The following is a 25,082-nucleotide window of genomic DNA, read 5'->3' as shown; positions in this document are numbered from 1 at the left end:
CAGCCTTTTTGCTTCTACCTCTTCTAGATTTCTTCTTCTCTTTTGGTTTACCAGCGTTATAAACTTCATTAAAGTCTACTAACTCTATTAAAGCCATATCAGCATTATCACCTAACCTGTTACCAAGCTTAATAATTCTTGTATAACCACCTGGTCTGTCTCCTACTTTAGAAGAAACCTCACCAAATAAAGTTGTTACTGCGTACTTATCTCTTAAGTTTTTAAACACTATACGTCTGTTGTGAGTACCTTTCTCTACAGACTGGTTGTTTTCTGCCTTTGATTTAGTAATTAAAGGCTCTACAAATTGTTTTAAAGCTTTAGCTTTAGCAACAGTAGTGTTAATTCTTTTGTGCTCAATTAAAGAACAAGCCATATTTGCTAACATAGCTTTTCTATGCGCTGCTTTTCTTCCTAAATGATTAACTTTTTTACCGTGTCTCATTATATTATCTTATATATCTCCTTAGTGGAAATAAAATTAATCTTTATCCAATTTATATTTTGACAAGTCCATTCCAAAACTCAATCCTTTATTAATCACTAACTCTTCTAATTCAGTTAATGATTTTTTACCGAAGTTTCTAAACTTCATAAGATCGTTTTTGTTGAAAGAAACTAAGTCTCCTAATGTATCTACTTCTGCTGCTTTTAAACAATTTAGTGCACGAACCGAAAGATCCATATCTACTAATTTTGTTTTAAGCAACTGACGCATATGTAATGATTCCTCATCATAAGTCTCAGTCTGAGCTATTTCATCAGCTTCTAATGTAATACGCTCATCAGAGAATAACATAAAGTGATGAATTAAAACCTTTGCAGCTTCAGTTAAAGCATCTTTAGGATTTATTGATCCATCGCTACTAATTTCAAAAACTAATTTTTCATAATCAGTTTTTTGTTCAACACGATAGTTCTCAATACTATACTTTACGTTTTTAATTGGCGTAAAGATAGAATCTATTGGAATAGTTCCTATAGCAGCACCAGGCTTTTTATTCTCTTCTGCTGGTACGTATCCTCTTCCTTTTTCAATAACAATTTCCATATTAATGCTAACTTTAGCATCCATATTACAAATTACTAAATCAGGATTTAATACTTGGTACCCAGAAATAAATTTCTGAAAATCACCCGCAGTTAACTGATTTTTACCACTTACAGAAATTGAAACAGTTTCAGTTTCAACATCTTCTATTTGTCTCTTAAAACGAACTTGTTTTAAGTTTAGAATCATTTCTGTAACGTCTTCAACAACACCAGGAATAACAGAGAACTCATGTTCTACTTTATCCATTCTTACAGAAGTAATTGCAAAACCTTCTAATGCAGAAAGTAATACTCTTCTTAATGCGTTTCCAACAGTCAATCCATAACCAGGCTCTAAAGGACGAAATTCAAATTTCCCTTCAAAATCTGTAGAATCGATCATTATAACTTTATCGGGCTTCTGAAAATTTAATAATGCCATAGTTGAATTAGGTTGTTTATTTAGAGTATAACTCGACGATTAGTTGTTCCTTGATATTCTCTGGAATCTGAACTCTTTCTGGAATTGATACATAAGTACCTTCGTTTTTCTCAGAATTCCAAGTAATCCACTCGTATACTCGACTGTTAGCAGCCAATGCATCTTGTATAGCAGATAATGATTTAGACTTTTCTCTAACACCTACAACATCACCTGGCTTTAAAGAATAAGATGGTATATTTACCAATTGACCGTTAACTGTAATGTGACGGTGAGAAACTAATTGTCTTGCTCCTCTTCTTGAATTAGAAACACCCATTCTGTAAACAACGTTGTCTAAACGAGATTCACATAATTGAAGTAAAACTTCACCAGTAACACCTTTACTGCTGTTTGCTTTAGCAAATAAGTTTCTAAATTGTTTTTCTAAAATTCCGTAAGAATATTTAGCTTTTTGCTTTTCCATTAACTGGACAGCATATTCAGATTTTTTACCACGACGTCTATTATTACCGTGTTGTCCTGGAGGATAATTCTTTTTTTCAAAAGACTTATCTTCTCCAAATATCGCTTCTCCGAATTTACGTGCGATTTTAGTTTTAGGTCCTGTATATCTTGCCATTTTCTATTATTTTGAAAGTGAGATTATGAATTAAGGCTTATCCTTCGATAATCGTAACTACACTTTCTGTGAAACGCCCATAGGGCTATTAAATTAATTAAACTCTTCTTCTTTTTGGAGGTCTACAACCGTTGTGTGGTAATGGAGTAACATCAATAATTTCTGTTACTTCAATTCCTGAGTTGTGAATTGCACGTATTGCAGATTCTCTACCGTTACCAGGTCCTTTTACATAAACTTTAACTTTTCTAAGTCCTGCTTCATGTGCAACTTTAGCACAATCTTCAGATGCTACTTGCGCAGCATAAGGTGTATTCTTCTTAGATCCTCTAAAGCCCATTTTACCGGCAGATGACCAAGAGATTACATCTCCTTTTTTGTTTGTTAAAGAAATAATAATGTTGTTAAAAGAAGCTGTTACGTGTGCTTCTCCAACTGATTCAACTATAACTTTACGTTTTTTAGCTGTTTTTGTATTTGACTTTGCCATATTTTTCTAGTTTTTAGTTGTTAGTTGTTAGTATTAGAATCCTAAACTTTAACATTTCAGACAGATTCAATCCAACTTCTAAATACTAATGACTTTTAATTATTTAGTTGCTTTCTTCTTGTTAGCAACAGTTTTTCTCTTACCTTTTCTAGTTCTAGAGTTGTTCTTAGTTCTTTGACCTCTTAAAGGCAAACCTGACCTATGACGAATTCCTCTGTAACATCCGATATCCATTAAACGTTTGATGCTTAATTGAATTTCTGAACGTAATTCACCTTCAATAGTAAACTCAGATACAGCATCACGAATACGACCTATTTCGTCATCATTCCAATCTGATACTTTTGTATCTTCACTAACTTGGGCTTTAGCTAAAATTTCTTTAGCTCTACTTCTACCTACACCAAATATGTACGTTAAAGCTATAACTCCTCTTTTCTGTTTTGGTATATCTACACCTGCAATTCTTGCCATAATTACCCTTGTCTTTGTTTAAATCTAGGATTCTTTTTATTAATTACGTACAACCGTCCTTTTCTGCGCACTATTTTGCACTCGGCACTTCTCTTTTTTATTGATGCTCTTACTTTCATCTTAATATCTATATGTAATTCTTGCTTTAGTCAAGTCATAAGGGCTCATTTCTAATTTCACCTTATCACCTGGTAATAATTTAATATAATGCATTCTCATCTTTCCAGATATATGCGCTGTAACCACGTGTCCGTTTTCTAACTCTACGCGAAACATTGCATTAGATAATGCTTCAATTATAGATCCGTCTTGCTCTATCGCTGCTTGTTTAGCCATAACTTATGCTACTTTTCTATTTTTACCACTTTTCATTAAGCCATCATAATGTCTATTTAACAAATATGAATTCACTTGTTGAACCGTATCAATTGCTACACCCACCATAATTAGTAGTGATGTTCCACCATAAAACATTGCCCAATTTCCTGTAATTCCCAATAGCTGAACAACAATAGCTGGTAAAACAGCCAGCAAAGCTAAGAAAATAGATCCGGGTAACGTAATTAATGACATAATTTTATCTAAAAAATCTGCAGTTTCTTTCCCAGGCCTTGTTCCTGGTACAAATCCACCACTTCTTTTTAAGTCATCTGCCATTTTATTTGTTGGTACAGTGATAGCAGTATAAAAATATGTGAATATTATAATTAGAAAAGCAAATAATAAATTATATGCTAATCCAAAGGGATCTTGAAAATTAACCTCAAACCATGAACCTACTGCAGAAGTATTAAAATACTTACCAATCATACCTGGCAAAAACATTAAAGCTTGTGCAAATATTATTGGCATAACACCAGATGCATTTAACTTAAGAGGAATATACTGTCTAGATCCAGTAATGTTTTTCTCATAACCACCAGATGCGGTTCTTCTTGCATACTGAACAGGTATTTGACGTGTAGCTAATACTATTAGTACAGATGCCAAAATAACTAAGAACCATAAAATAACTTCAACAAGGATAAACATTGGTCCACCAACATTGTCACCTGTTCTAGAAGCTACTTCCTGAATAAATGCTTGAGGCATAGTAGCAATAATACCAATCATAATTAATAATGAAATACCATTACCAATACCCTTATCAGTTATTTTTTCTCCTAACCACATTGCAAACACAGTACCTGTAACTAATATAATTACAGCTGGAATCATAAAATCTAGCCCTTTACCTAATACAAAAGCACTATCTGGAACTCCAAATGCACCTAAACCTAAAAGATAAGCAGGAGCCTGTACAATACATATTGCAATAGTCAACCATCTTGTAATTTGGTTAATTGTTTTTCTACCACTCTCACCTTCTTTTTGTAACTTTTGAAGGTAAGGGATAGCAATACCCATTAATTGCACTACAATAGATGCAGAAATATAAGGCATAATACCCAATGCAAAAACAGATGCCTTGGCAAAAGCCCCACCTGTAAATGCATTTAATAAACCAAATATACCTTGTTCTGTACCTGTTTGTAAATTACCCAATTCCTGAGAATCAATCCCTGGTAGTGCAATTTGAGCACCAAAACGGTATACTAATAGTAAAGTAAGCGTAATAATTATTCTGTTTCTTAACTCTTCTATTTTCCAAATATTGGATATGGTATCAAAAAATTTCTTCATCTTCTGTTTAGTGATTAAAGACTTATTGCTTCTCCTCCAGCAGCCTCAATAGCTTGCTTTGCAGACGCAGTAAATTTGTGAGCAGAAATTTTAAGAGTAGCTTTTAATTCACCACCACCTAAAATCTTAACCAAATCATTTTTTCTTACTAATCTATTCTCTAAAAGAGTTTCAAAAGTAACTACATCTTTTATAGATCCTTTATCAACTAACTCTTGTAGTTTCTCTAAATTAATTCCTTGGTAATCTTTTCTATTGATATTTGTAAAACCAAACTTAGGCACACGTCTTTGCAACGGCATCTGTCCACCTTCAAAACCAATTTTCTTAGAGTAACCAGATCTAGATTTAGCACCTTTGTGCCCTCTAGTAGCAGTACCACCTTTACCAGAACCTTGTCCTCTACCTACGATTTTACCTGCCTTATTGACAGCACCTTCTGCAGGTGTTAAATTACTTAAATTCATCTTGATAAATTTATAATTAAGCTTCTTCAGTAGAAACTAAATGTTCAACTTTATTTACCATACCAAGGATATTTGGCGTAGCCTCATGCTCAACAACTTGACCAATTTTTCTAAGCCCAAGAGCCTCTAAGGTTCTTTTTTGTCTTTGAGTCTGTTTAATATTACTCTTAACTTGCTTTACTTTAATCTTTCCCATTGTACCCTATTTATCCTTTAAATACTTTTTCTAAAGATACTCCTCTTTGATCTGCAATTGTTTTTGCATCCCTAATTTGCAATAAAGCATCAAAAGTTGCTTTAACTACGTTATGAGGGTTAGAAGATCCTTGTGACTTTGATAATACATCATGTACACCAACTGCTTCCAATACAGCTCTTACAGCTCCACCAGCAATTACACCTGTACCGTGAGATGCAGGTTGGATATATACACGAGCACCACCAAATTTACCTTTTTGTTCGTGAGGTATAGTTCCTTTGATTAGAGGGATTCTAATTAAATTCTTTTTTGCGTCTTCAACAGCTTTTGCAATAGCAGTAGCTACATCTTTAGATTTACCTAAACCGTGTCCAACAACACCGTTTTCATCTCCTACAACTACTATAGCAGAAAAACCAAAAGCTCTACCACCTTTTGTTACCTTAGTAACTCTTTGTACACCAACCAAACGATCTTTTAAATCTAATCCACCTGGTTTAACTGTTTCTACGTTTTTATATCTTTGGTACATAATATATTAGAATTTAAGTCCGCCTTCTCTAGCACCTTCTGCTAATGATTTAATTCTTCCGTGGTATAAGTTACCACCTCTATCAAAAGCAATAGTTTCTATACCAGCCTTTAAAGCCTTTTCAGCGATAGCTTTACCTACTTGGTTAGCTATTTCTATTTTAGTTCCTTTTGCATCTAGCCCGTTATCTCTTGAAGATGCTGAAACTAATGTAGTTCCTGCATTATCATCAATAATTTGAGCATAAATCTCTTTGTTACTTCTAAATACAGCTAATCTTGGTTTAGTTGCAGTTCCAAATGAAACTTTTCTAATCCTTCTTTTAATTCTGTATCTTCTTTCAGTCTTTGATAATCCCATATTGCTAATTATTAAGCTGATTTACCTGCTTTTCTTCTTAATACTTCTCCAACAAACTTAATACCTTTTCCTTTGTAAGGCTCTGGCTTACGAAAAGCTCTAATTTTAGCCGCTACTTGACCAACTAATTGCTTGTCAAAAGATGTTAATTTTACAATTGGATTCTTTCCTTTCTCAGAAACTGTTTCCACTTTTACCTCTGGAGCTATATCCAAAACTATGTTATGTGAAAAACCTACAGCCAAATCTAATTTTTGTCCTTGGTTGCTAGCTCTATAACCAACACCAACCAATTCTAATTCTTTAGTCCAACCTTTAGAAACTCCTTCTATCATATTAAAAAATAAAGCTCTATACAAACCGTGCTTTGCTTTATCTTGTTTATGCTCAGAATTTCTCTTTACAATGATTGACCCTTCTTCTATTTCTACCGAAACTCCTGAAAACTCTTGAGTTAATTCACCCAATTTACCTTTCATTGTAACTACATTATCGTTAACCTCTACGGTTACACCCTCAGGAATTGTTACTGGATTATTACCTATTCTAGACATTATTCTTATTCTTTATAGATTAATAAACGTAGCATAAAACTTCACCACCAACTTTTTCTAACTTAGCTTGCTTGCTAGTCATAACTCCATGAGAAGTAGAAACTATAGCGATACCTAAACCGTTAAGTACTCTTGGCAAGTCTGAAGAACCAGCATACTTACGTAAACCTGGCTTACTTACTCGTTGTATTTTTTTTATTACAGGCTCTTTAGTTGCTTTATTGTATTTCAAAGCAATTTTGATTGAACCTTGTACTGCGTCTTCAATGACTTTATAACTTAAAATATATCCTTGATCGAACAATATTTTAGTTATCTCTGTTTTTAGATTTGAAGCAGGAATCTCTACCACTCTGTGACCTGCACGACTGGCATTTCTAACTCTTGTTAAATAATCTGCTATAGGATCTGTTACCATTTAAAATAATTTGCGGTGACGGTTTTTAACTTTTAGCTAAACCTGAAACCAATTTATATTGATTGTTTATTTTTACCAACTTGCTTTTTTAACCCCAGGGATTAAACCATTGTTAGCCATTTCTCTAAATGTTACCCTAGAAATTCCAAAAGTTCTCATATAACCTTTTGGTCTTCCAGTTAACTTACATCTGTTATGCATACGAACAGGTGAAGCATTTTTTGGTAATTTTTGTAAAGCTTCATAATCTCCAGCTTCTTTTAAAGCTTTCCTTTTTTCAGCATATTTTGCAACTGTTGCGGCTCTTTTTCTTTCGCGGGCCTTCATTGATTCTTTAGCCATACTAATTCTTTTTAAAAGGTAATCCTAGTTGAGTTAATAATGATTTAGCTTCTTTATCAGTTTCAGCTGTAGTTACAAAAGTAATATCCATACCATTGATTCTATTAATCTTATCAATGTTAATTTCTGGGAATATTATTTGCTCAGTAACACCTAAGTTATAGTTTCCACGACCATCAAAACCTGTAGCTTTAATACCTTGAAAATCTCTAACACGTGGCAAAGCACTTGTAATTAACCTATCTAAAAACTCATACATTCTTTCACCTCTTAACGTAACTTTAGCACCAATTGGCATACCCTTACGTAATTTAAAAGAAGCAACATCCTTTTTAGACATTGTAGAAACTGCTTTCTGACCTGTTATAAGTGTTAACTCATCCATTGCATGGTCAATAAGCTTCTTATCTGCAACTGCAGCACCAACACCTCTACTTAAAACTATTTTAGTAAGTTTTGGCACCTGCATAACGTTCTTATATTCAAACTCCTCTGTAAGAGCAGAAACAATACGTTCTTTATATTCTTGTTTTAATCTTGGAGTGTAAGTCATAATTAAATTACTTCATTAGATTTTTTAGAAAATCTCACTTTCTTACCATCTCTTACTTCATAACCTACCTTTGTTACTTCTCCAGATTTTGGATCAATTAAAGATAAATTTGAAATGTGTAATGGAGCTTCCTTTTTAACGATTCCTCCTTGAGGATTGTTTGCGCTAGGCTTCTCATGTTTAGATACCATATTAGCACCTTCAACAATTGCCTTATTCTTTTCACGGTCAACACTAACAACTTTACCCTCTGTACCTTTATGGTCTCCGGCAATAATTCTTACTGTATCTCCTGTTTTAATTTTTAACTTCATCATTTTTCTGAATATTAAAGTACCTCAGGGGCTAATGAAACAATCTTCATGAATTGCTTATCACGAAGCTCTCTTGCAACAGGTCCAAAAACACGTGTACCTCTCATTTCACCCGTTGGGTTTAATAATACACACGCATTATCATCAAAACGAATGTAAGATCCATCTTGTCTTCTTACTTCTTTTTTAGTTCTTACAACTACTGCAGTAGAAACAGCACCTTTTTTAATACCTCCGTTTGGAGTAGCGTCTTTAACAGACACTACTATTTTATCTCCAACTGATGCATATCTTCTTTTGGTACCGCCCAATACACGTATAGTCAAAACTTCTTTTGCCCCTGTATTGTCTGCCACTTTTAGTCTAGATTCTTGCTGTAACATATTATTTAGCTCTTTCTAAAATTTCCACCAATCTCCAACACTTAGTTCTACTCAATGGACGTGTCTCCATTATTTTTACTGTATCACCAATATTGCAATCGTTTGTTTCGTCGTGCGCAACATATTTCTTTGTCTTTAACACGAACTTACCGTACATAGGGTGCTTAACACGCTTAACTTCTGAAACCACAATTGATTTCTCCATTTTGTTGCTAGTTACAACTCCTATTCTCTCTTTTCTTAAATTTCTTTTTTCCATAAAGCAGAACCAATTATTGGTTATCCCTTTTAGTTAATTCAGTTGCTAGTCTAGCCACCGTTCTTCTCGTCTTTCTGATTTGAAGTGGATTCTCCAAAGGCGTAACAGAGTGGGCTAATTTTAAATCCCCATACTGCTTTTTAAACTCAGCTAATTTATTTTTTAAATCTTCAACTGATAATTCTTTTACTTCTGATTGTTTCATGATTCCTTAAATTATAAATTAAGCTGAATAATCTCTAGCAACAATAAATTTAGTCTTTACCGGTAATTTTTGAGCCGCAAGACGTAAAGCCTCTTTAGCTATGTCCATAGGAACACCCGCTATCTCAAACATAATTCTACCTGGTTTCACAACAGCAACAAAATATTCTGGCGCACCTTTACCTTTACCCATACGTACTTCTAATGGTTTTTTAGTAATAGGCTTGTCTGGAAATATTTTTATCCATAACTGTCCTTCTCTCTTCATATATCTAGTAGCAGCAATACGAGCCGCCTCTATCTGACGTGAAGTAATAAACTTAGAATCTAAAGATTTTATACCGAACATACCGTTAGAAAGCTGGTGCCCTCTTTGCGAAAGTCCTTTCATACGGCCTTTCTGCGCTTTACGAAATTTGGTTCTTTTTGGTTGTAACATTTCTCTATCTCTTTAAATAATTACTTTCTACGACGTTGTTTCTTAGGCCCTTCGTTTCTTCCACCCTTGCCTTGCCCTTTGGACATACCAACTAATGGAGAAAGCTCTCTTTTACCATAAACTTCGCCTTTCATAATCCACACCTTAATACCTAATCTTCCATAAGTAGTATGAGCTTCATTTAATGCATAGTCTATATCTGCTCTAAAAGTAGATAACGGAATTCTACCATCTTTGTAAGCTTCAGAACGAGCCATTTCAGCACCGTTTAATCTTCCAGAGATTTGAATTTTTATACCTTCTGCATTCATTCTCATTGCAGCAGCAATTGCCATCTTAATAGCTCTTCTGTAAGAAATTCTATTTTCAATTTGACGAGCAACACTAGCAGCTACAAGATTAGCATCTACTTCTGGTCTCTTAATTTCAAATATATTAATCTGAACTTCCTTACTTGTAATTTTCTTAAGCTCTTCTTTCAACTTATCAACTTCCTGACCACCTTTACCGATAATAATACCAGGTCTAGCAGTAGTAATAGTTACAGTTACAAGCTTTAAAGTACGCTCTATAATAACTCTAGAAACACTAGCTTTTGCTAAACGAGCATGAACATACTTACGTATTTTATCATCCTCTGCTAATTTGTCTCCGTAATCATTTCCACCATACCAGTTAGATTCCCAACCTCTTATGATACCTAGACGATTCCCGATTGGATTTGTTTTTTGTCCCATAGTAATGTCTTAGCTTTGAGTTTTATTGTTAGATTCTAAAACCAATGTTACGTGGTTAGAACGTTTTCTAATTCTATGTGCTCTTCCTTGTGGTGCCGGTCTCAACCTTTTTAACATTGCACCACTATCAACTCTTATTTCCTTAACAATAAGATCTGCCTCTTCAATATCTGCATCTTCATTTTTAGACTGCCAGTTAGCAATAGCAGAAAGCAACAACTTCTCTACTCTTCTTGAAGCTTCTTTTTGACTAAACTTTAATATAGCCAAAGCCTTCTCTACCTGTACACCTCTAATTAAATCTGCAACAAGACGCATTTTTCTTGGTGAAGTTGGACAATTGTTCAACTTCGCAAAAGCAATCTTCTTCTTTTCAGCCTTAATTCTTTCGGCCATCTGTTTTTTACGAACTCCCATAGCTTACTTTTTTCCTTTGTTCTTCGCACCCGCATGACCTCTAAAAGATCTAGTTGGTGAAAATTCTCCTAATTTATGCCCTACCATATTCTCTGTTACATAAACAGGAACAAATTGTCTACCGTTGTGTACTGCTATAGTTTGACCAACAAAATCAGGAGTAATCATAGAAGCTCTAGACCAAGTCTTAATAACCGCTTTTTTACCCGACTCAACATTTTGCTGAACTTTCTTATCTAAACTATAATGAACGTAAGGTCCTTTCTTTAGTGAACGTGCCATTTTTTTCTAATTTTATTTCTTTCTACGTTCTAATATATATCTATTTGTATCCTTAGTTTTAGAACGAGTTCTAAATCCTTTAGCAGGTATACCATTTCTTGATCTTGGATGACCACCTGAAGCTCTACCTTCACCACCACCCATTGGATGATCCACAGGGTTCATTGCTACCGGTCTTGTTCTTGGTCTTCTACCCAACCATCTACTTCTACCTGCTTTACCAGATACTAGTAATTGGTGATCAGAATTTGATACTGCACCTATAGTAGCCATACAACCTGCTAAAACTAACCTAGTCTCACCAGATGGCAACTTAACAGTTACAAATTTTCCATCCTTTGCCATTAATTGAGCAAAAGTACCTGCACTTCTAGCCATTACAGCTCCTTGTCCAGGACGTAGTTCTATACAAGAAATAATTGTTCCCAAAGGAATTGCACTTAACGGTAAAGCATTACCAACTTCCGGAGAAGCTGTTTCACCAGAAGAAATCTTCTGACCTACCTCCAAACCATTTTGAGCAACAATATATCTCTTTTCACCATCAGCATACTCCGCCAATGCAATAAATGCTGTTCTGTTAGGATCGTACTGAATAGACTCAATAGTCGCAACAACACCTTGCTTATCACGCTTAAAATCTATTACACGATACCTTCTTTTATGACCTCCACCTTTTTGGCGCATTGTCATTTTACCCTGACTGTTTCTACCTCCAGACTTTTTTAACGGAGCAAGCAAGCTTTTCTCCGGCTTATCAGTAGTAATCGCGTCAAATCCGTTTACTACTCTAAATCGCTGTCCTGGAGTGATTGGTTTTAATTTTCTAACTGACATGTTTTGTCTTTATAGATTATTATAAAAATCAATTATATCCCCTTCTACCACGTCAATAATAGCTTTTTTATAACTATTAGTTTTTCCGTGCTGCACACCTGTCTTAGTGTGACGTGTTTTACGTTTTGGTCCGTAAATCATTGTTCGAACATTTTTTACCGAAACCCCATAAGCCTGCTCTACAGCATCCTTAATTTGGATTTTATTGGCTTTTAAATCCACAACGAAACCATAACGATTATACAACTCGCTATCAGCGGTCATTTTTTCCGTAATTATTGGCTTAACTATTATACTCATTGCTTTTTTATTTGTTTAAGTTCGATACAATTCCCTCTAATGCACCCTCAAATAACACTACACTAGAAGCATTAAGTATTTTGTAAGTGCTTAATTCTGAGTTAATTACAACTTCGGAACGCTTTAAATTGCGCGATGACAAATATACATTATTATTTGAATCACCCAACACAATTAAAGATTTTTTATTTTCGATACCTAATGACTTAAGAACTTCTTTAAATTCTTTAGTTTTTGGAGCATCAAAATTAAAGTCTTCAACTACTAAAATTGCTTTCTCATTTTGCTTAATACTAAAAGCAGATTTTCTTGCCAAACGCTTAACGTTCTTATTTAATTTCTGCTTATAATCTTTAGGACGTGGGCCAAAAATACGACCACCACCTCTAAAAACCGGAGATTTAATACTACCCGCACGAGCAGTACCTGTTCCCTTTTGTTTCTTTATTTTTCTTGTACTACCAGCAATCTCAGCTCTTTCCTTTGATTTATGGTTTCCTTGCCTCTGATGCGCCAAATACTGCTTTACATCTAAATATACAGCATGGTTATTAGGCTCTATTGCGAATACCGAGTCAGTAAGGTCTACCTTTCTACCCGTATCTTTTCCTTTACTATCTAAAACTGCTACTTTCATTACTTCTGAATAGTTACGTAAGCGTTTTTATGACCAGGAACACAACCTTTTACTACTAAAAGATTTTTTTCTGGAACTACTTTATAAACTCTAAGGTTTTGAACAGTGACTCTTTCACCACCCATTCTACCCGCCATCTTCATACCCTTAAAAACTCTTGCAGGATAAGAAGCTGCACCAATAGAACCAGGAGCTCTTAATCTATTATGCTGACCATGCGTAGCCTGACCAACACCTCCAAAGCCATGTCTTTTAACAACACCTTGAAAACCTTTACCTTTTGACGTACCTACTACATCAACAAATTCACCTTCTTTAAACTGATCAACACTTATAGAGTCACCAAGCTTAAATTCACCATCAAAACCTTGAAATTCAACGACTTTCTTTTTAGGAGAAGTACCTGCCTTTTTAAAGTGACCCGATTGAGCCTTATTAGCACGCTTTTCTGCCTTGTCATCGAAACCTAGTTGAAGAGCACTATACCCATCAACCTCCTCAGTTCTGACTTGGGTAACAACACATGGCCCAGCTTCGATTACTGTACATGGAATATTCTTTCCATTTTCATCAAAGATGCTGGTCATGCCAATCTTTCTTCCAATTAACCCAGACATATTTATTAATTATTAATTATTAATTACTTATTTATTACTTAACTTTTTGACAAAAAAACAGGGTCAAAAATAACTCAACCCTGAATTTATTTTTTCCGTCTTTCCTTCGCGAAACGCTTAGGACATGTCATCTACCCCCATCAGAGGCAGACATAGATACTTAAACTTTAATCTCTACTTCTACACCACTTGGCAACTCTAACTTCATTAGAGCGTCAATAGTTTTTGAAGAAGAACTATAAATATCTAATAATCTTTTATAAGAACTTAACTGAAACTGCTCTCTAGATTTTTTATTTACGTGCGGTGAACGCAATACTGTAAATATCTTCTTGTGAGTTGGTAACGGAATTGGTCCAGTTATAACCGCTCCAGTAGTCTTAACAGTCTTAACAATTTTCTCAGCAGATTTATCTACTAAATTGTGATCGTAAGATTTTAATTTTATTCTAATTTTTTGACTCATTTTACTAAATTTAAGCGGTTGCTCCTTTTGCTGCCTTAATTACTTCTTCAGATATGTTAGATGGAGTTTCTGCATAATGAGAAAATTCCATTGTAGACGTTGCTCTACCAGAAGATAATGTTCTTAACGATGTTACATATCCAAACATTTCCGATAAAGGAACTTCACCTTTAACAACCTTAGCACCAGCTCTGTCATCCATACTACTGATAACACCTCTTCTTCTGTTAAGATCACCAACTATATCACCCATATTTTCTTCTGGAGTTAACACCTCCATTTTCATTATAGGCTCCATTATAACAGCTCCAGCAGCTTTACCCGCAGCCTTATAACCCATTTTTGCAGCTAATTCAAAAGATAAAGCATCAGAATCCACAGGGTGGAAAGATCCATCTTTTAACACAACTTTCATTGTATCCATTTCATAACCAGCTAAAGGACCATTTCTCATAGCGACATCAAATCCTTTCTGTACAGCAGGTATAAACTCTTTAGGAATACGCCCACCTTTAATCTCATCAACAAACTGAAGACCTTCACCTTCGAAATCTGAATCCGCAGGACCCATTTCAAATACGATGTCACCAAATTTACCACGACCACCAGATTGCTTCTTATAAGTCTCTCTGTGAGATGCAGTTTTTGTTAATGCTTCTTTATATTCAACTTGAGGCTCACCTTCATTCACTTCAACTTTAAACTCTCTTCTTAAACGATCCACAATGATATCCAAGTGAAGCTCACCCATTCCAGAAATAATAGTCTGTCCTGAAGCTTCATCTGTTTTCACCTGAAAAGTTGGATCTTCTTCAGCTAATTTAGCCAAAGCCATACCTAACTTATCAACATCTGCTTTAGTTTTTGGCTCAACCGCAATACCAATTACCGGATCAGGAAAGTCCATACTTTCTAAAACAATAGGATGCTTTTCATCAGACATAGTATCACCAGTCTTAATATCTTTAAAACCTACTGCCGCTCCAATATCTCCTGCTTCGATATAATCAATAGCATTTTGCTTATTAGAATGCATTTGGTAAATACGAGATATACGCTCTTTTTTACCAGATCTATTATTCAATATATAAGAACCAGCATCTAAACGACCTGAATATGTTCTAAAGAATGCCAAACGACCAACAAAAGGATCTGTAGCAATCTTAAATGCTAATGCAGAAAACGGCTCCTTAACATCTGGCTTACGAGTTTCCTCTTCACCTGTATCAGGATTTGTTCCTACGATATCATCCTTATCCACAGGAGAAGGCAAATACCTACAAACAGCATCTAATAAAAACTGAACACCTTTATTCTTAAATGAAGAACCACAAATCATTGGAATAATAGCTCTATCCATAACAGCAGCCCTTAAAGCAGCATGTACTTCATCTTCAGTAATAGAATCCTCATCCTCAAAGAACTTCTCCATTAGGTTTTCATCGTACTCAGCAACAGCTTCAATCAAAGCAGCTCTATACTCATGTACTTCAGCCTTCATCTCTTCAGGAATTTCAACTACATCAAAAGTAGCACCAAAGCCCTCATCATGCCATACAATAGCTCTATTCTTTGCTAAATCAACAATACCTTTAAAATCAGCCTCATCACCTATTGGCAATACGATTGGAACCGCATTAGAACCCAACATTGTTTTAACCTGCTTACAAACCATTAAAAAGTTTGATCCCTGACGGTCCATTTTATTAACAAAACCAATACGAGGAACTTTATAGTTATCAGCCAATCTCCAGTTAGTTTCTGATTGAGGCTCAACACCATCAACAGCACTAAATAAGAAAACCAAACCATCAAGAACACGTAAAGACCTATTTACCTCTACAGTAAAATCTACGTGACCCGGAGTATCTATAATATTAAAATGATATCCTTTTGCACCTTCTGTAGGCTGACCGTTTTCCATAGGAAACTGCCACGTACAAGTAGTTGCAGCAGAAGTAATTGTAATACCTCTTTCCTGTTCTTGCTCCATCCAGTCCATAGTTGCAGCACCATCATGCACTTCACCTATTTTATGACTAACGCCCGTATAAAACAAAATACGTTCAGTTGTTGTTGTCTTACCTGCATCAATGTGCGCAGCAATACCAATATTTCTTGTATATCTTAAATCTCTACCCATATCTAGAATCTAAAATGTGAGAATGCTTTATTTGCTTCAGCCATCTTGTGAGTATCAACTCTTTTCTTAACCGCCGCACCTTCTTCTTTAGCCGCAGCTAAAACCTCTGCCGCTAACTTCTGAGCCATTGACTTTTCATTTCTCTTACGAGAATAACTAATCAACCACTTCATAGCAGTAGAAATTTTACGATCTGGTCTAATCTGCATCGGAATCTGAAATGTAGCTCCACCCACTCTACGACTACGTACTTCTACGTGAGGCATAACATTAGACAATGCTTCCTTCCACAACTCTAAAGCTGACTTCTCTTCATCAGTGTTCTTTTCCTCTACAATAGCAATCGCATCATAGAAAACCTTAAAGGCTACAGATTTTTTACCATCCCACATCATCATATTAACGAAACGCGTCACTAATTGATCATTAAATTTTGGATCCGGTAAAAGAGGCCTTTTTTTCGCCTGTTTTTTTCTCATCTCTTCTCTTTGTAAGTGTTAGTTAATTACTTCTTAGGGCGTTTTGCTCCATACTTAGATCTACGCTGAGTTCTCCCAGCAACACCTGCCGTATCTAAAGCACCTCTAACGATGTGGTACCTAACACCTGGTAAATCTTTTACTCTTCCGCCTCTTACTAATACTATCGAGTGCTCTTGTAAATTGTGACCCTCTCCTGGGATGTAAGCATTTACCTCTTTTCCATTTGTCAACCTAACCCTTGCAACTTTACGCATTGCAGAGTTTGGTTTCTTTGGAGTAGTTGTGTAAACACGTGTACAAACCCCTCTTCTTTGAGGACACGAATCCAAAGCAGCCGATTTACTCTTCTTAGTAATTGAGACCCTTCCTTTTCGTACTAATTGTGAAATTGTTGGCATACTATATTTATATGTATATAAATTTTTTCCCTTCTTTTAAGGGCGGCAAATGTAGTAATTATTTATTAAAATTCAAATAGTTAGACACTTATTTTATTTTTTTTCAACAATTAAACAAATTAGAATCTAAAAATAACCAAACTAAAACCACTTAAACATTCACTTAAAAAAGTCAATAATTAACCAAGAGATAACAATTGTTAATCTATACATTTCCAAATATTACTTAAAATAATACCTTTATTATTTTTTTAATTAACATTATTTTTTGATTTTTGGGATCGACTAATTCAAATTTCAAAAAAATGAAAACAAAACAAAAAGGAATCCTAACGCTACTCTTAGCGTTTATTGTGCACTTAACATTTGCACAACAAAAAACGGTTTCTGGTACAGTTACCGACCAAGATGGTATACCATTACCAGGCGTAAACATCCTTGTACAAGGAACAACTACCGGAACTCAAACAGACTTTGATGGTAAATATTCTATTTCAGCATCAAGTGGCCAAGTACTTATTTTTACCTATCTAGGACAAACTCCTACATCCAAAACAGTTAGTAACCAAAATGTTATTAACGTACAAATGAAAGAGGATGCAGAAGCTCTACAAGAAGTAATTGTTACTGGGCTTGGAATAAGTAAAAAAGAAAAAGCTATCGGTTATGCAGTTCAAAAAGTAACTGGAGAAAGTATTGACAACGCCAAAGAGGTTAATCTTGTAAACTCATTACAAGGTAAAGTGGCTGGTGTACAAATACAAGGTAGTTCATCTACACTTGGTGGATCTTCAAGAATAACTATTAGAGGCTCAAATTCTTTCTTAGGAAATAACCAACCTCTATTTGTTATTGACGGTGTACCTGTAAGTAACCAAAGCTACTCTAACTCTGGACAAGAGAGAGGTTTTGGTGGAGGTAATTACGATTATGGTAACTCTGCCTCAGATATTGATCCTTCAAGTATTAAAACTATGTCTGTATTAAAAGGCGCTGCTGCAACAGCTATATACGGATCTAGAGGTGCTAATGGTGTAATTTTAATTACAACTAAAAATGGGTCTGAAAAAAAAGGTCTTGGTGTAACTTTTGATAGTAGTATTACAATTGATGAAGTTAGAAACTTAATTCCTCATCAAAGAATGTACGGTGGTGGATCATCTTACCCTACAGCTAGTGGTTTTAATGAATTTACTCAAGACGGTGTAGCATATTTAGCACCTAACTATGGTAAAGATGGCTCTTGGGGTCCAAAATTTGATTCAAATGTAAATGTAAGACACTGGGATTCATGGGATCCAGGAGCAAACAATTACAAAGAAACTAGACCTTGGGTTGCTCCAGATAACACATATGAATCATTTTTTAACTCTGGAATTACACTTATGAACAGTGTTTCTTTAAGCGGGGCTAACGACAAAGGTTCTTTTAGACTAGGTTATTCTAACGTTGACCAAACAGGTACTACACCTAATGGTGCATTACAAAGAAATACTGTAAACATTAATACCACCTATAATTTAACTGATAAATTGAAGGCAGGACTAACAATGAGTTACATTAAAACAGATGCACAAAACAGAAACATTACTGGATACAGTAATGGTAACCCATTACAAGGTTTTACTCAATGGTGGCAAACTCAATTAGATGTTAAAAGATTACAAGATCAACAAAATACCACTGAAGGCAACCAATACACTTGGAACCCAAAAGGTATAGTAACAGATGCATCTGGAAACCTTACCTCATTTGATCCTACTCCAAATTATTTTGATAATCCATCTTGGGTTAGAGATAACTTTATGCAGGAAGATACTAGAAACAGGGTTTTTGGAAATGCAAATTTCAGCTATGCAATTAATGAGAATTTAAGCTTATCTTCTCAATTTGGCACAGATATTTCTCAATTTAGCTTAATAGAAGGAATTCCATTAAGATCTGTAGACCCATCTAAATATTTAGAAACAGAGAGAAAATTTCAAGAAACAAATTTTGAAGTAAGATTAAACTACCAAAAAGATTTCTCTGAAGACTTTACTTTTAGCGGTATATTGGGAGCAAACAGAATGAGACAGTTTACAAAAAGAATTACTGCTGCTACGTCTGGAGGCTTAGTTGTAGATCGTTTTTTTAACGTTAGCAACTCAATTGCTGCAGTAAATACAGATACATTTGAAGCCAATAAAGGAATTAACAGTATATTTGGATCTACTTCTTTCGGATTTAAAGACATGTTATTCTTAGATTTATCTGCAAGAAATGACTGGTCTTCTACATTACCAAAGAAAAACAACAGCTATTTTTATCCTGCTGCATCTATAAGTTTCGCTTTATCTGAATTAGACTTTATTAAAGGAAGTAATGTTGTAAACTTTGTTAAACTAAGAGCTAGTATTGCTCAAGCTGGTAATGATGCTGCTGCATATAGATTATCAGATGTTTACTCTCCACTAACACCTAATTTTGGAAGTTTCCCAATGTACACTGTTCCTAACTCACAACAAAATCCTGATTTAGTTAATGAGTTAACAACTGAAACTGAATTTGGTATTTTAGTTAAGTTATTTAATAGCAGACTAAGCATTGACGCATCTTACTATGACAGACTAACAGAAGATCAAATATTTAACGTACCTACATCTTCTTCTACTGGATACACATCTAAATTACTGAATGCTGGTAGCATGAAAAACTCTGGTTTTGAGTTTCAAATTAGCGGTACTCCAATACAAACAGAAAACTTTAGATGGGATATTGGCTTAAACCTTACTCAACAAAAAAACGAAGTTGTTGAGTTATTAAAAGATGAAAACGGAGAAACATTAGTAGAAAGTATTAATATGGGTGGAACTTGGGCTGCCGATTTAAGAATACAAGAAGGTAAACCTTATATGGCTCTTTATGGTCAGGATTACATCTACGATGATAACGGAAGTAAAGTTGTTGGTGATGATGGGGCTTACCTATTTACAGATGACAGAGTTTATTTAGGCTCTGCAATTGCTGATTGGGTTGGTGGCATAAGTACGTCTTTTACTTATAAAAACTTTACACTATCAGGTTTAATAGATTTCCAAGAAGGAGGAATTATTCACTCTTCTTCTTTACAATGGGCTAAATACTCAGGTATGTCACCAGAAACAGTTGCTTTTAATGGAGAAAGTGACACTAGAGCAAATGGTATGATCTTACCAGGTGTTACATCGACAGGTGCAGAGAATACAACTAGAATTGACCCTCAAACATACTATCAAACTTACTGGAACAGAGCTGCTCCAAATGTTTATGATGCAAGCTTTGTTAAATTTAGAGATCTTAGATTAAGTTACTCTTTACCTGCTAAAATATTAAAAGATCTACCTTTTACAAGTGTTAATCTTAGTGTTTTTGGTAGAAACTTAGCTATCATATCTGCAGATGTACCATACATTGACCCACAAGTTATTACAGGATCTGGAAATGTACAGGGATTAGAGAACGCTCAAGTACCTCCAACTAGATCATTTGGTGTTAATTTATCCGCTAAATTTTAAATTTTAAAAACATGAAAAAAAATAAAATATTTACATTATTACTTTCCGCGACAATGTTATGCGCATGTGATAATGGACTTGAAGAACTAAATATTGACCCTAACAATGCAGTTATTGTTAGTCCTTCGACCTTACTTACTACAGCTGAATATACATTTTACAATAGTTTAGCTGGTACAGGAGTTAATGCTGGCTGGGGTATGCTAATGACCCAACAATGGGCAGAAAATGAATATACTGAAGACAGTAGATACAACCAAACTATTACAGCTTTTGATGGCACGTGGTCTACTATGTATGCATCTGTTTTAAAAGAATTAGCATCCGCTAAGGAATTAGTAGAGTCACAAGATGTGTCAGATAATATAAAAACAAATAAGAAAAACATATTAGATGTTATGTCTTCTCAGGTTTTTACTTTTTTGTCCGACGGATTTGGAGCTGTTCCTTACACAGAAGCTATTAATAGTGAGTTTAATTTACCATCATACGATTCTCAAGAAAATATATACTTAAGCGTATTGGAATCGTTAGAGCAAGCAAGCAATACTTTTGATACAAGTTCACCTTCTTTTTCTTCGGGTGATGTAGTATACGATGGTAATGTTGAAAACTGGATTAAATTAACAAATTCATTGATGCTTAAATATGCTATTCGCTTATCTGATATAGATCTAGCAACAGCTACAAAATATGCAACTATTGCTTCTACTAATTTAATATCTAGTAATACAGAGAATGCATTATTTACCTTTGACTCTGCTCCAGACAGATCTAATCCACTATGGAGAAACGTTAACATTAACAACAGAGACGACTATGCTGTTTCTGAATTTTTAGTTACAACATTAACAGATTTAGGAGATCCAAGATTAGATATTTATGCTAAGCCTGCATCTGCAGGAACTATTGTTGGTATGCCTTACGGATTGTTAGATAATGATGCTACAACATTAAAACCAACTACTTCTAGACCAAGTGATTTAGTAAGAGCTGCAATAGCACCACATGTGATCATGTCCTACAGTGAGGTTCAGTTTTTATTAGCTGAAGCATATCAGAGAGGTATTTTAACAGGAGATGCAGAAACTGCATACAATAATGCCGTAACAGCTTCAATGAATTACTGGGGAATTGACGATGCAGCAGCTATATCTGATTATTTAACAAACAATGCATACGACGCAGCTAACTGGAAAGAGTCAATTGGTATTCAAAAATGGATTTCTTTATATGTTAAAGGTTTTGAAGCTTGGAATGAATGGAGAAGATTAGATTACCCTCAATTGAGTGCACCTACAGCAGCGTTTATTAATACTATTCCTGTACGTATGCCTTACCCTCTATCTGAAACAACGTCAAACTCAGCATCATTAAATGCTGTATCTTCTAATCCTGGAGATATGACAGAAAAAGTATGGTGGGATGTTAATTAATTTTAATTAGCTGAAAATTCATATTTTAATACTTAAACCTGCGGAGATTTCCGCAGGTTTTTTTTATTAAACTTTAAGAAAAAAAGAATCTTTTCTATGTTAAAGCTAGCTCTGATTAATTCTTATTAATCTAAAACAACATACACAAATGTTAATTTTAACAATATTTAACGTACATTAAAAATTAACTAATTTACATTATTAATATCTATTTGATATTTTTATTATTAATTCCACAACGCAATAAGCTTTTTTCTGACAATCTTGTTAAAATAAGTAGAAAATTAGTTTGCTTATTAACAAATATTTTTGATTTTTGATATCGACTAATTCAAATATTTCAAAAATGAAAACAAAACAAAGAGGAATCTTAACGCTACTCTTAGCGTTTATTGTGCACTTAACTTTTGCACAACAAAAAACGATTTCTGGTACGGTTACCGATCAAGATGGTATACCATTACCAGGCGTAAACATCCTTGTAAAAGGAACAACTACAGGTACTCAAACAGATTTTGATGGGAAATACACAATTTCTGCATCTAACGGACAAGTACTTTTATTTACCTATTTAGGTCAAACACCTACTTCTCGTACGGTTGATAACCAAAATATGATTAATGTAAAAATGACTGAGGATGCAGAAGCCTTACAAGAAGTTGTGGTAACAGCTTTGGGCATTTCTAGAGAAAAAAAATCTCTGGGTTACTCTACACAAACAGTTAGCGGTGATGATATCGCAGAAACAAGAAGCTCAAATGCACTTAACGCAATGTCTGGGAAAGTAGCAGGCGTTCAAGTATCTAACAATTCAGGAAGTTTAGGAGGATCAACAAGAATTGTTTTAAGAGGACCTAGTTCTATTACTCAAGAAAACAGACCTTTAATGGTTGTTGATGGCATCCCATTAGATAATTCAAATTATAATAGCAACGCTACTCAGTCAGGTGGTGGCGGACGTGATTTTGGTGATGCTGGTTTTGACATCAATCCAGATGACATTGAGACTATGAATATACTTAAAGGTGGTGCTGCGGCAGCACTTTACGGATCAAGAGCAAGTAACGGTGTTATCTTAATTACTACAAAATCTGGAAAAAAAGGAAAAGCACAGATAACAATAAATTCAGGTGTTACATTTGACAAAGTTAATATTTTACCAAAAGTGCAAAACCTATATGGTGGCGGTGCTGGTGATGCTAGCACTATTGGTCAAGTTGGTTTTGGTACAACTACAATTAATGGTACAGAGTATAGTGTTGTTGATTATGGCACAGATGAATCATGGGGACCTAGATATGAAGGTCAACAAGTTTTACATTGGGATGCTTTTGACCCTGAATTTAGTAATGATTATTTACAAACTAGACCATGGGTGGCTCCTAAAAATGATAAAGATTCATTTTGGAATACTGGGATCACTTATAATAATGGTGTATCCTTTTCACAAGGTACAGAAAAATCTACGGTACGTTTAAGTGCTAATAAAACAAGTACACACGGTATTGTACCTAATTCTGAATTAAATAAAAGCTCTGTTAATTTTAATGCTACAAGTCAATTAACTGAAAAGTTAAAAGTAGATGCTCTAGTAAACTTAACAATAACTGATGGGTTTAACAGACCTGCCTCTGGCTACACTGGTTCTGGTGTGGTTCAACAGATGTATCAGTTTGGACAGACTTCTCTAGATTTTGAACGTTTAAAAAATTATAAGAGAGAAGATGGAACTCAACGTAGTTGGAATAGAGTTTCTGCAGAAGATGGAAGTCCTAGATACTCTGATAATCCTTACTGGACATTATATGAAAATACATCAGAAGATAAACGTACACGTTGGTATGGTAATATAGGTGCAACATATAATTTTACAGATGAGTTATATGTAGTAGCTAAAATATATGCAGATACTTATGACTTTAGAATAAATGATCGTAGAGCAGTTGGATCTCAATCACCAGCATTCTATTCTGAAGCGGATAGAGATTTTCAAGAAGTAAATTACGAGGCTAGACTACACTTTGACAAAAAATTTATGGATGACAAAATTAGTGTCAACTCATTTATAGGTACAAACCGCAGAGATAATGAATTTCATAGATTATCTGCAGCTACATCTGGAGGTTTAGTTGTTCCAGGTTTATATAATATCAGTAATTCATCAGATCCAGCTCAAGCTACAGAATTTGATTCTTACAAAAGAGTCAATAGTGTTTACGGATCTGTTTCTTTAGGTTATGACAACTTTGCTTATTTAACTGTAGTTGGTCGTAGTGATTGGTCTTCAACACTTCCTGAAAATGACAACTCTTTCTTTTACCCAGGTGTAAACGGTAGTATTGTTTTCTCTAATTTAATTAAAGCTGATTGGCTATCATTTGGTAAGATACGTGGTGGTTATGCAGAAGTAGGTAGTGATACTGATCCATATCAATTAGCTACAACATTTGTAGCAGATATTCCTTTTTTAGGAGATGTACCTTTTAGTACAAATGGTGTCAGTCAAAACCCAAATTTACGACCAGAATTAAAGCAAACTTATGAAGTAGGTTTAGAAATGGCATTTTTAAAAAATCGTATTAGTTTTGACCTTACTTATTATAACGAAGAAACTAGTGATTTAATTACTCCAGTAACCGTTGATCCTTCAACAGGTTATAACTCTACATTTACAAATGCAGGTGTATTAAGAAATAGAGGTATTGAAGCTTTAGTTAATATAACTCCTATTCAAACAGAAGATTTTTCTTGGGATTTTACATGGAATTTTTCAAAAAACAACAACGAGTTATTAGAGATAATTGACGGTGTTGAGTCATTGCAAATTGCTTCATTCCCATTTAACTCAGTGTCAATTAATGCAGTTGTAGGGGAATCTTATGGTGTTATTAGAGGTACTAATTTTGTCTTTGACGACCAGGGTAATAAAGTTGTAAATGCTAATGGTAGTTATGCAGAAACTCAAAATGTAGAAAATTTAGGATCTATACTTCCAGATTACAATATGGGTTTCAAGAATACATTAAG

Annotated in this window: 35 protein-coding genes; 3 read left to right on the top strand and 32 right to left on the bottom strand. The window is 34.6% G+C overall.

Features of this window, described 5'->3' with window-relative positions; all coding sequences use genetic code 11:
- From rplQ to rpsL, 32 genes are all read right to left on the bottom strand, one after another.
- A partial coding sequence (gene rplQ / locus ABJD66_RS16840) for a 50S ribosomal protein L17 (RefSeq protein ID WP_348133801.1) occupies nucleotides 1-445 on the bottom strand: 445 nt, incomplete at its 3' end.
- A 36-nt stretch (nucleotides 446-481) separates the two neighbouring features.
- Complete coding sequence (locus ABJD66_RS16835; RefSeq protein WP_072303176.1) at nucleotides 482-1,474, bottom strand: DNA-directed RNA polymerase subunit alpha; 993 nt, start codon at nucleotides 1,472-1,474, stop codon at nucleotides 482-484.
- A 16-nt stretch (nucleotides 1,475-1,490) separates the two neighbouring features.
- A complete protein-coding gene (gene rpsD, locus ABJD66_RS16830; RefSeq protein ID WP_100896716.1) occupies nucleotides 1,491-2,096 on the bottom strand; it encodes a 30S ribosomal protein S4 in 606 nt (201 codons plus the stop codon).
- Nucleotides 2,097-2,193: 97 nt separating this feature from the next.
- Nucleotides 2,194-2,586, bottom strand: a complete 393-nt coding sequence (rpsK, locus tag ABJD66_RS16825) for a 30S ribosomal protein S11 (RefSeq protein WP_013621735.1) — start codon at nucleotides 2,584-2,586, stop codon at nucleotides 2,194-2,196.
- A 99-nt stretch (nucleotides 2,587-2,685) separates the two neighbouring features.
- The gene (gene rpsM / locus ABJD66_RS16820; RefSeq protein ID WP_013621734.1) at nucleotides 2,686-3,060 is read right to left on the bottom strand and encodes a 30S ribosomal protein S13; all 375 of its coding nucleotides are present in this window, start codon (nucleotides 3,058-3,060) and stop codon (nucleotides 2,686-2,688) included.
- 2 nt (nucleotides 3,061-3,062) lie between these two features.
- Nucleotides 3,063-3,179, bottom strand: a complete 117-nt coding sequence (gene ykgO / locus ABJD66_RS16815; protein ID WP_013621733.1) for a type B 50S ribosomal protein L36 — start codon at nucleotides 3,177-3,179, stop codon at nucleotides 3,063-3,065.
- A 1-nt stretch (nucleotide 3,180) separates the two neighbouring features.
- Nucleotides 3,181-3,396 carry a translation initiation factor IF-1 gene (gene infA, locus ABJD66_RS16810; RefSeq protein ID WP_013305172.1) on the bottom strand — a complete coding sequence of 72 codons (216 nt, stop codon included), beginning with the start codon at nucleotides 3,394-3,396 and terminating at the stop codon, nucleotides 3,181-3,183.
- A 3-nt stretch (nucleotides 3,397-3,399) separates the two neighbouring features.
- A complete protein-coding gene (gene secY, locus ABJD66_RS16805; RefSeq protein ID WP_100896717.1) occupies nucleotides 3,400-4,743 on the bottom strand; it encodes a preprotein translocase subunit SecY in 1,344 nt (447 codons plus the stop codon).
- A 14-nt stretch (nucleotides 4,744-4,757) separates the two neighbouring features.
- Nucleotides 4,758-5,210: a 50S ribosomal protein L15 gene (gene rplO, locus ABJD66_RS16800; protein WP_348133792.1), complete on the bottom strand. Its 453-nt coding sequence runs from the start codon at nucleotides 5,208-5,210 to the stop codon at nucleotides 4,758-4,760.
- A 16-nt stretch (nucleotides 5,211-5,226) separates the two neighbouring features.
- Nucleotides 5,227-5,406 (bottom strand): 50S ribosomal protein L30, encoded by a 180-nt coding sequence (rpmD, locus tag ABJD66_RS16795; RefSeq protein ID WP_013621730.1) that lies wholly within the window; start codon nucleotides 5,404-5,406, stop codon nucleotides 5,227-5,229.
- A gap of 10 nt (nucleotides 5,407-5,416) precedes the next feature.
- Nucleotides 5,417-5,941, bottom strand: a complete 525-nt coding sequence (gene rpsE, locus ABJD66_RS16790) for a 30S ribosomal protein S5 (protein ID WP_100896719.1) — start codon at nucleotides 5,939-5,941, stop codon at nucleotides 5,417-5,419.
- Nucleotides 5,942-5,947: 6 nt separating this feature from the next.
- Entirely contained in the window at nucleotides 5,948-6,301 is a 354-nt protein-coding gene (rplR, locus tag ABJD66_RS16785; RefSeq protein WP_100896720.1) for a 50S ribosomal protein L18, read from the bottom strand.
- Between the two features lie 11 nt (nucleotides 6,302-6,312).
- On the bottom strand, nucleotides 6,313-6,855 hold the full coding sequence (gene rplF / locus ABJD66_RS16780; RefSeq protein WP_100896721.1) for a 50S ribosomal protein L6: 543 nt from the start codon (nucleotides 6,853-6,855) through the stop codon (nucleotides 6,313-6,315).
- Nucleotides 6,856-6,874: 19 nt separating this feature from the next.
- Complete coding sequence (gene rpsH / locus ABJD66_RS16775) at nucleotides 6,875-7,273, bottom strand: 30S ribosomal protein S8 (RefSeq protein ID WP_100896722.1); 399 nt, start codon at nucleotides 7,271-7,273, stop codon at nucleotides 6,875-6,877.
- Between the two features lie 72 nt (nucleotides 7,274-7,345).
- Nucleotides 7,346-7,615 carry a 30S ribosomal protein S14 gene (gene rpsN, locus ABJD66_RS16770; RefSeq protein WP_013621725.1) on the bottom strand — a complete coding sequence of 90 codons (270 nt, stop codon included), beginning with the start codon at nucleotides 7,613-7,615 and terminating at the stop codon, nucleotides 7,346-7,348.
- 1 nt (nucleotide 7,616) lies between these two features.
- Complete coding sequence (rplE, locus tag ABJD66_RS16765; RefSeq protein WP_100896723.1) at nucleotides 7,617-8,168, bottom strand: 50S ribosomal protein L5; 552 nt, start codon at nucleotides 8,166-8,168, stop codon at nucleotides 7,617-7,619.
- 2 nt (nucleotides 8,169-8,170) lie between these two features.
- Entirely contained in the window at nucleotides 8,171-8,485 is a 315-nt protein-coding gene (gene rplX, locus ABJD66_RS16760; RefSeq protein WP_198519455.1) for a 50S ribosomal protein L24, read from the bottom strand.
- Between the two features lie 11 nt (nucleotides 8,486-8,496).
- The gene (gene rplN / locus ABJD66_RS16755) at nucleotides 8,497-8,865 is read right to left on the bottom strand and encodes a 50S ribosomal protein L14 (RefSeq protein WP_034642780.1); all 369 of its coding nucleotides are present in this window, start codon (nucleotides 8,863-8,865) and stop codon (nucleotides 8,497-8,499) included.
- Nucleotide 8,866: 1 nt separating this feature from the next.
- The gene (gene rpsQ, locus ABJD66_RS16750; RefSeq protein WP_072303188.1) at nucleotides 8,867-9,124 is read right to left on the bottom strand and encodes a 30S ribosomal protein S17; all 258 of its coding nucleotides are present in this window, start codon (nucleotides 9,122-9,124) and stop codon (nucleotides 8,867-8,869) included.
- 13 nt (nucleotides 9,125-9,137) lie between these two features.
- Nucleotides 9,138-9,329, bottom strand: a complete 192-nt coding sequence (rpmC, locus tag ABJD66_RS16745) for a 50S ribosomal protein L29 (protein WP_100896725.1) — start codon at nucleotides 9,327-9,329, stop codon at nucleotides 9,138-9,140.
- Between the two features lie 18 nt (nucleotides 9,330-9,347).
- The gene (gene rplP / locus ABJD66_RS16740; RefSeq protein WP_013621719.1) at nucleotides 9,348-9,767 is read right to left on the bottom strand and encodes a 50S ribosomal protein L16; all 420 of its coding nucleotides are present in this window, start codon (nucleotides 9,765-9,767) and stop codon (nucleotides 9,348-9,350) included.
- Between the two features lie 20 nt (nucleotides 9,768-9,787).
- Nucleotides 9,788-10,504, bottom strand: a complete 717-nt coding sequence (rpsC, locus tag ABJD66_RS16735; RefSeq protein WP_013621718.1) for a 30S ribosomal protein S3 — start codon at nucleotides 10,502-10,504, stop codon at nucleotides 9,788-9,790.
- 9 nt (nucleotides 10,505-10,513) lie between these two features.
- Nucleotides 10,514-10,921: a 50S ribosomal protein L22 gene (gene rplV / locus ABJD66_RS16730; protein ID WP_013621717.1), complete on the bottom strand. Its 408-nt coding sequence runs from the start codon at nucleotides 10,919-10,921 to the stop codon at nucleotides 10,514-10,516.
- Between the two features lie 3 nt (nucleotides 10,922-10,924).
- Complete coding sequence (gene rpsS, locus ABJD66_RS16725; protein WP_072303192.1) at nucleotides 10,925-11,203, bottom strand: 30S ribosomal protein S19; 279 nt, start codon at nucleotides 11,201-11,203, stop codon at nucleotides 10,925-10,927.
- A gap of 12 nt (nucleotides 11,204-11,215) precedes the next feature.
- Entirely contained in the window at nucleotides 11,216-12,040 is an 825-nt protein-coding gene (gene rplB, locus ABJD66_RS16720; RefSeq protein WP_100896726.1) for a 50S ribosomal protein L2, read from the bottom strand.
- A gap of 9 nt (nucleotides 12,041-12,049) precedes the next feature.
- Nucleotides 12,050-12,340, bottom strand: coding sequence for a 50S ribosomal protein L23 (gene rplW / locus ABJD66_RS16715; RefSeq protein ID WP_100896727.1), 291 nt, complete (start codon nucleotides 12,338-12,340; stop codon nucleotides 12,050-12,052).
- Nucleotides 12,341-12,347: 7 nt separating this feature from the next.
- The gene (gene rplD / locus ABJD66_RS16710) at nucleotides 12,348-12,977 is read right to left on the bottom strand and encodes a 50S ribosomal protein L4 (protein WP_100896728.1); all 630 of its coding nucleotides are present in this window, start codon (nucleotides 12,975-12,977) and stop codon (nucleotides 12,348-12,350) included.
- On the bottom strand, nucleotides 12,977-13,594 hold the full coding sequence (rplC, locus tag ABJD66_RS16705) for a 50S ribosomal protein L3 (protein WP_100896729.1): 618 nt from the start codon (nucleotides 13,592-13,594) through the stop codon (nucleotides 12,977-12,979). Before rplC ends, rplD begins: the two co-directional genes overlap by 1 nt.
- A 160-nt stretch (nucleotides 13,595-13,754) precedes the next feature.
- A complete protein-coding gene (rpsJ, locus tag ABJD66_RS16700; protein WP_013621711.1) occupies nucleotides 13,755-14,060 on the bottom strand; it encodes a 30S ribosomal protein S10 in 306 nt (101 codons plus the stop codon).
- 10 nt (nucleotides 14,061-14,070) lie between these two features.
- Entirely contained in the window at nucleotides 14,071-16,203 is a 2,133-nt protein-coding gene (gene fusA, locus ABJD66_RS16695; protein WP_100896730.1) for an elongation factor G, read from the bottom strand.
- A 2-nt stretch (nucleotides 16,204-16,205) separates the two neighbouring features.
- On the bottom strand, nucleotides 16,206-16,682 hold the full coding sequence (gene rpsG, locus ABJD66_RS16690) for a 30S ribosomal protein S7 (protein WP_072303198.1): 477 nt from the start codon (nucleotides 16,680-16,682) through the stop codon (nucleotides 16,206-16,208).
- A gap of 26 nt (nucleotides 16,683-16,708) precedes the next feature.
- Nucleotides 16,709-17,083: a 30S ribosomal protein S12 gene (gene rpsL, locus ABJD66_RS16685; RefSeq protein WP_013621708.1), complete on the bottom strand. Its 375-nt coding sequence runs from the start codon at nucleotides 17,081-17,083 to the stop codon at nucleotides 16,709-16,711.
- A 305-nt stretch (nucleotides 17,084-17,388) separates the two neighbouring features.
- Here rpsL and ABJD66_RS16680 point away from each other — a divergent pair, with 305 nt between their 5' ends.
- The 3 genes from ABJD66_RS16680 to ABJD66_RS16670 all read left to right on the top strand — a co-directional run.
- Complete coding sequence (locus ABJD66_RS16680; RefSeq protein WP_348133773.1) at nucleotides 17,389-20,619, top strand: SusC/RagA family TonB-linked outer membrane protein; 3,231 nt, start codon at nucleotides 17,389-17,391, stop codon at nucleotides 20,617-20,619.
- A gap of 11 nt (nucleotides 20,620-20,630) precedes the next feature.
- Entirely contained in the window at nucleotides 20,631-22,055 is a 1,425-nt protein-coding gene (locus ABJD66_RS16675; protein WP_348133770.1) for a SusD/RagB family nutrient-binding outer membrane lipoprotein, read from the top strand.
- Between the two features lie 346 nt (nucleotides 22,056-22,401).
- Nucleotides 22,402-25,082 (top strand): SusC/RagA family TonB-linked outer membrane protein (locus ABJD66_RS16670; RefSeq protein WP_348133767.1); only part of this gene is annotated, 2,681 nt, incomplete at its 3' end.

Origin of the sequence: Cellulophaga sp. (assembly GCF_039943695.1) — a bacterium.
In the GTDB taxonomy this organism is placed as follows: Bacteria; Bacteroidota; Bacteroidia; order Flavobacteriales; family Flavobacteriaceae; genus Cellulophaga.
The sequence above is the reverse complement of the archived record's forward strand: the minus strand, read 5'-3'. Positions and strand labels throughout refer to the sequence as shown.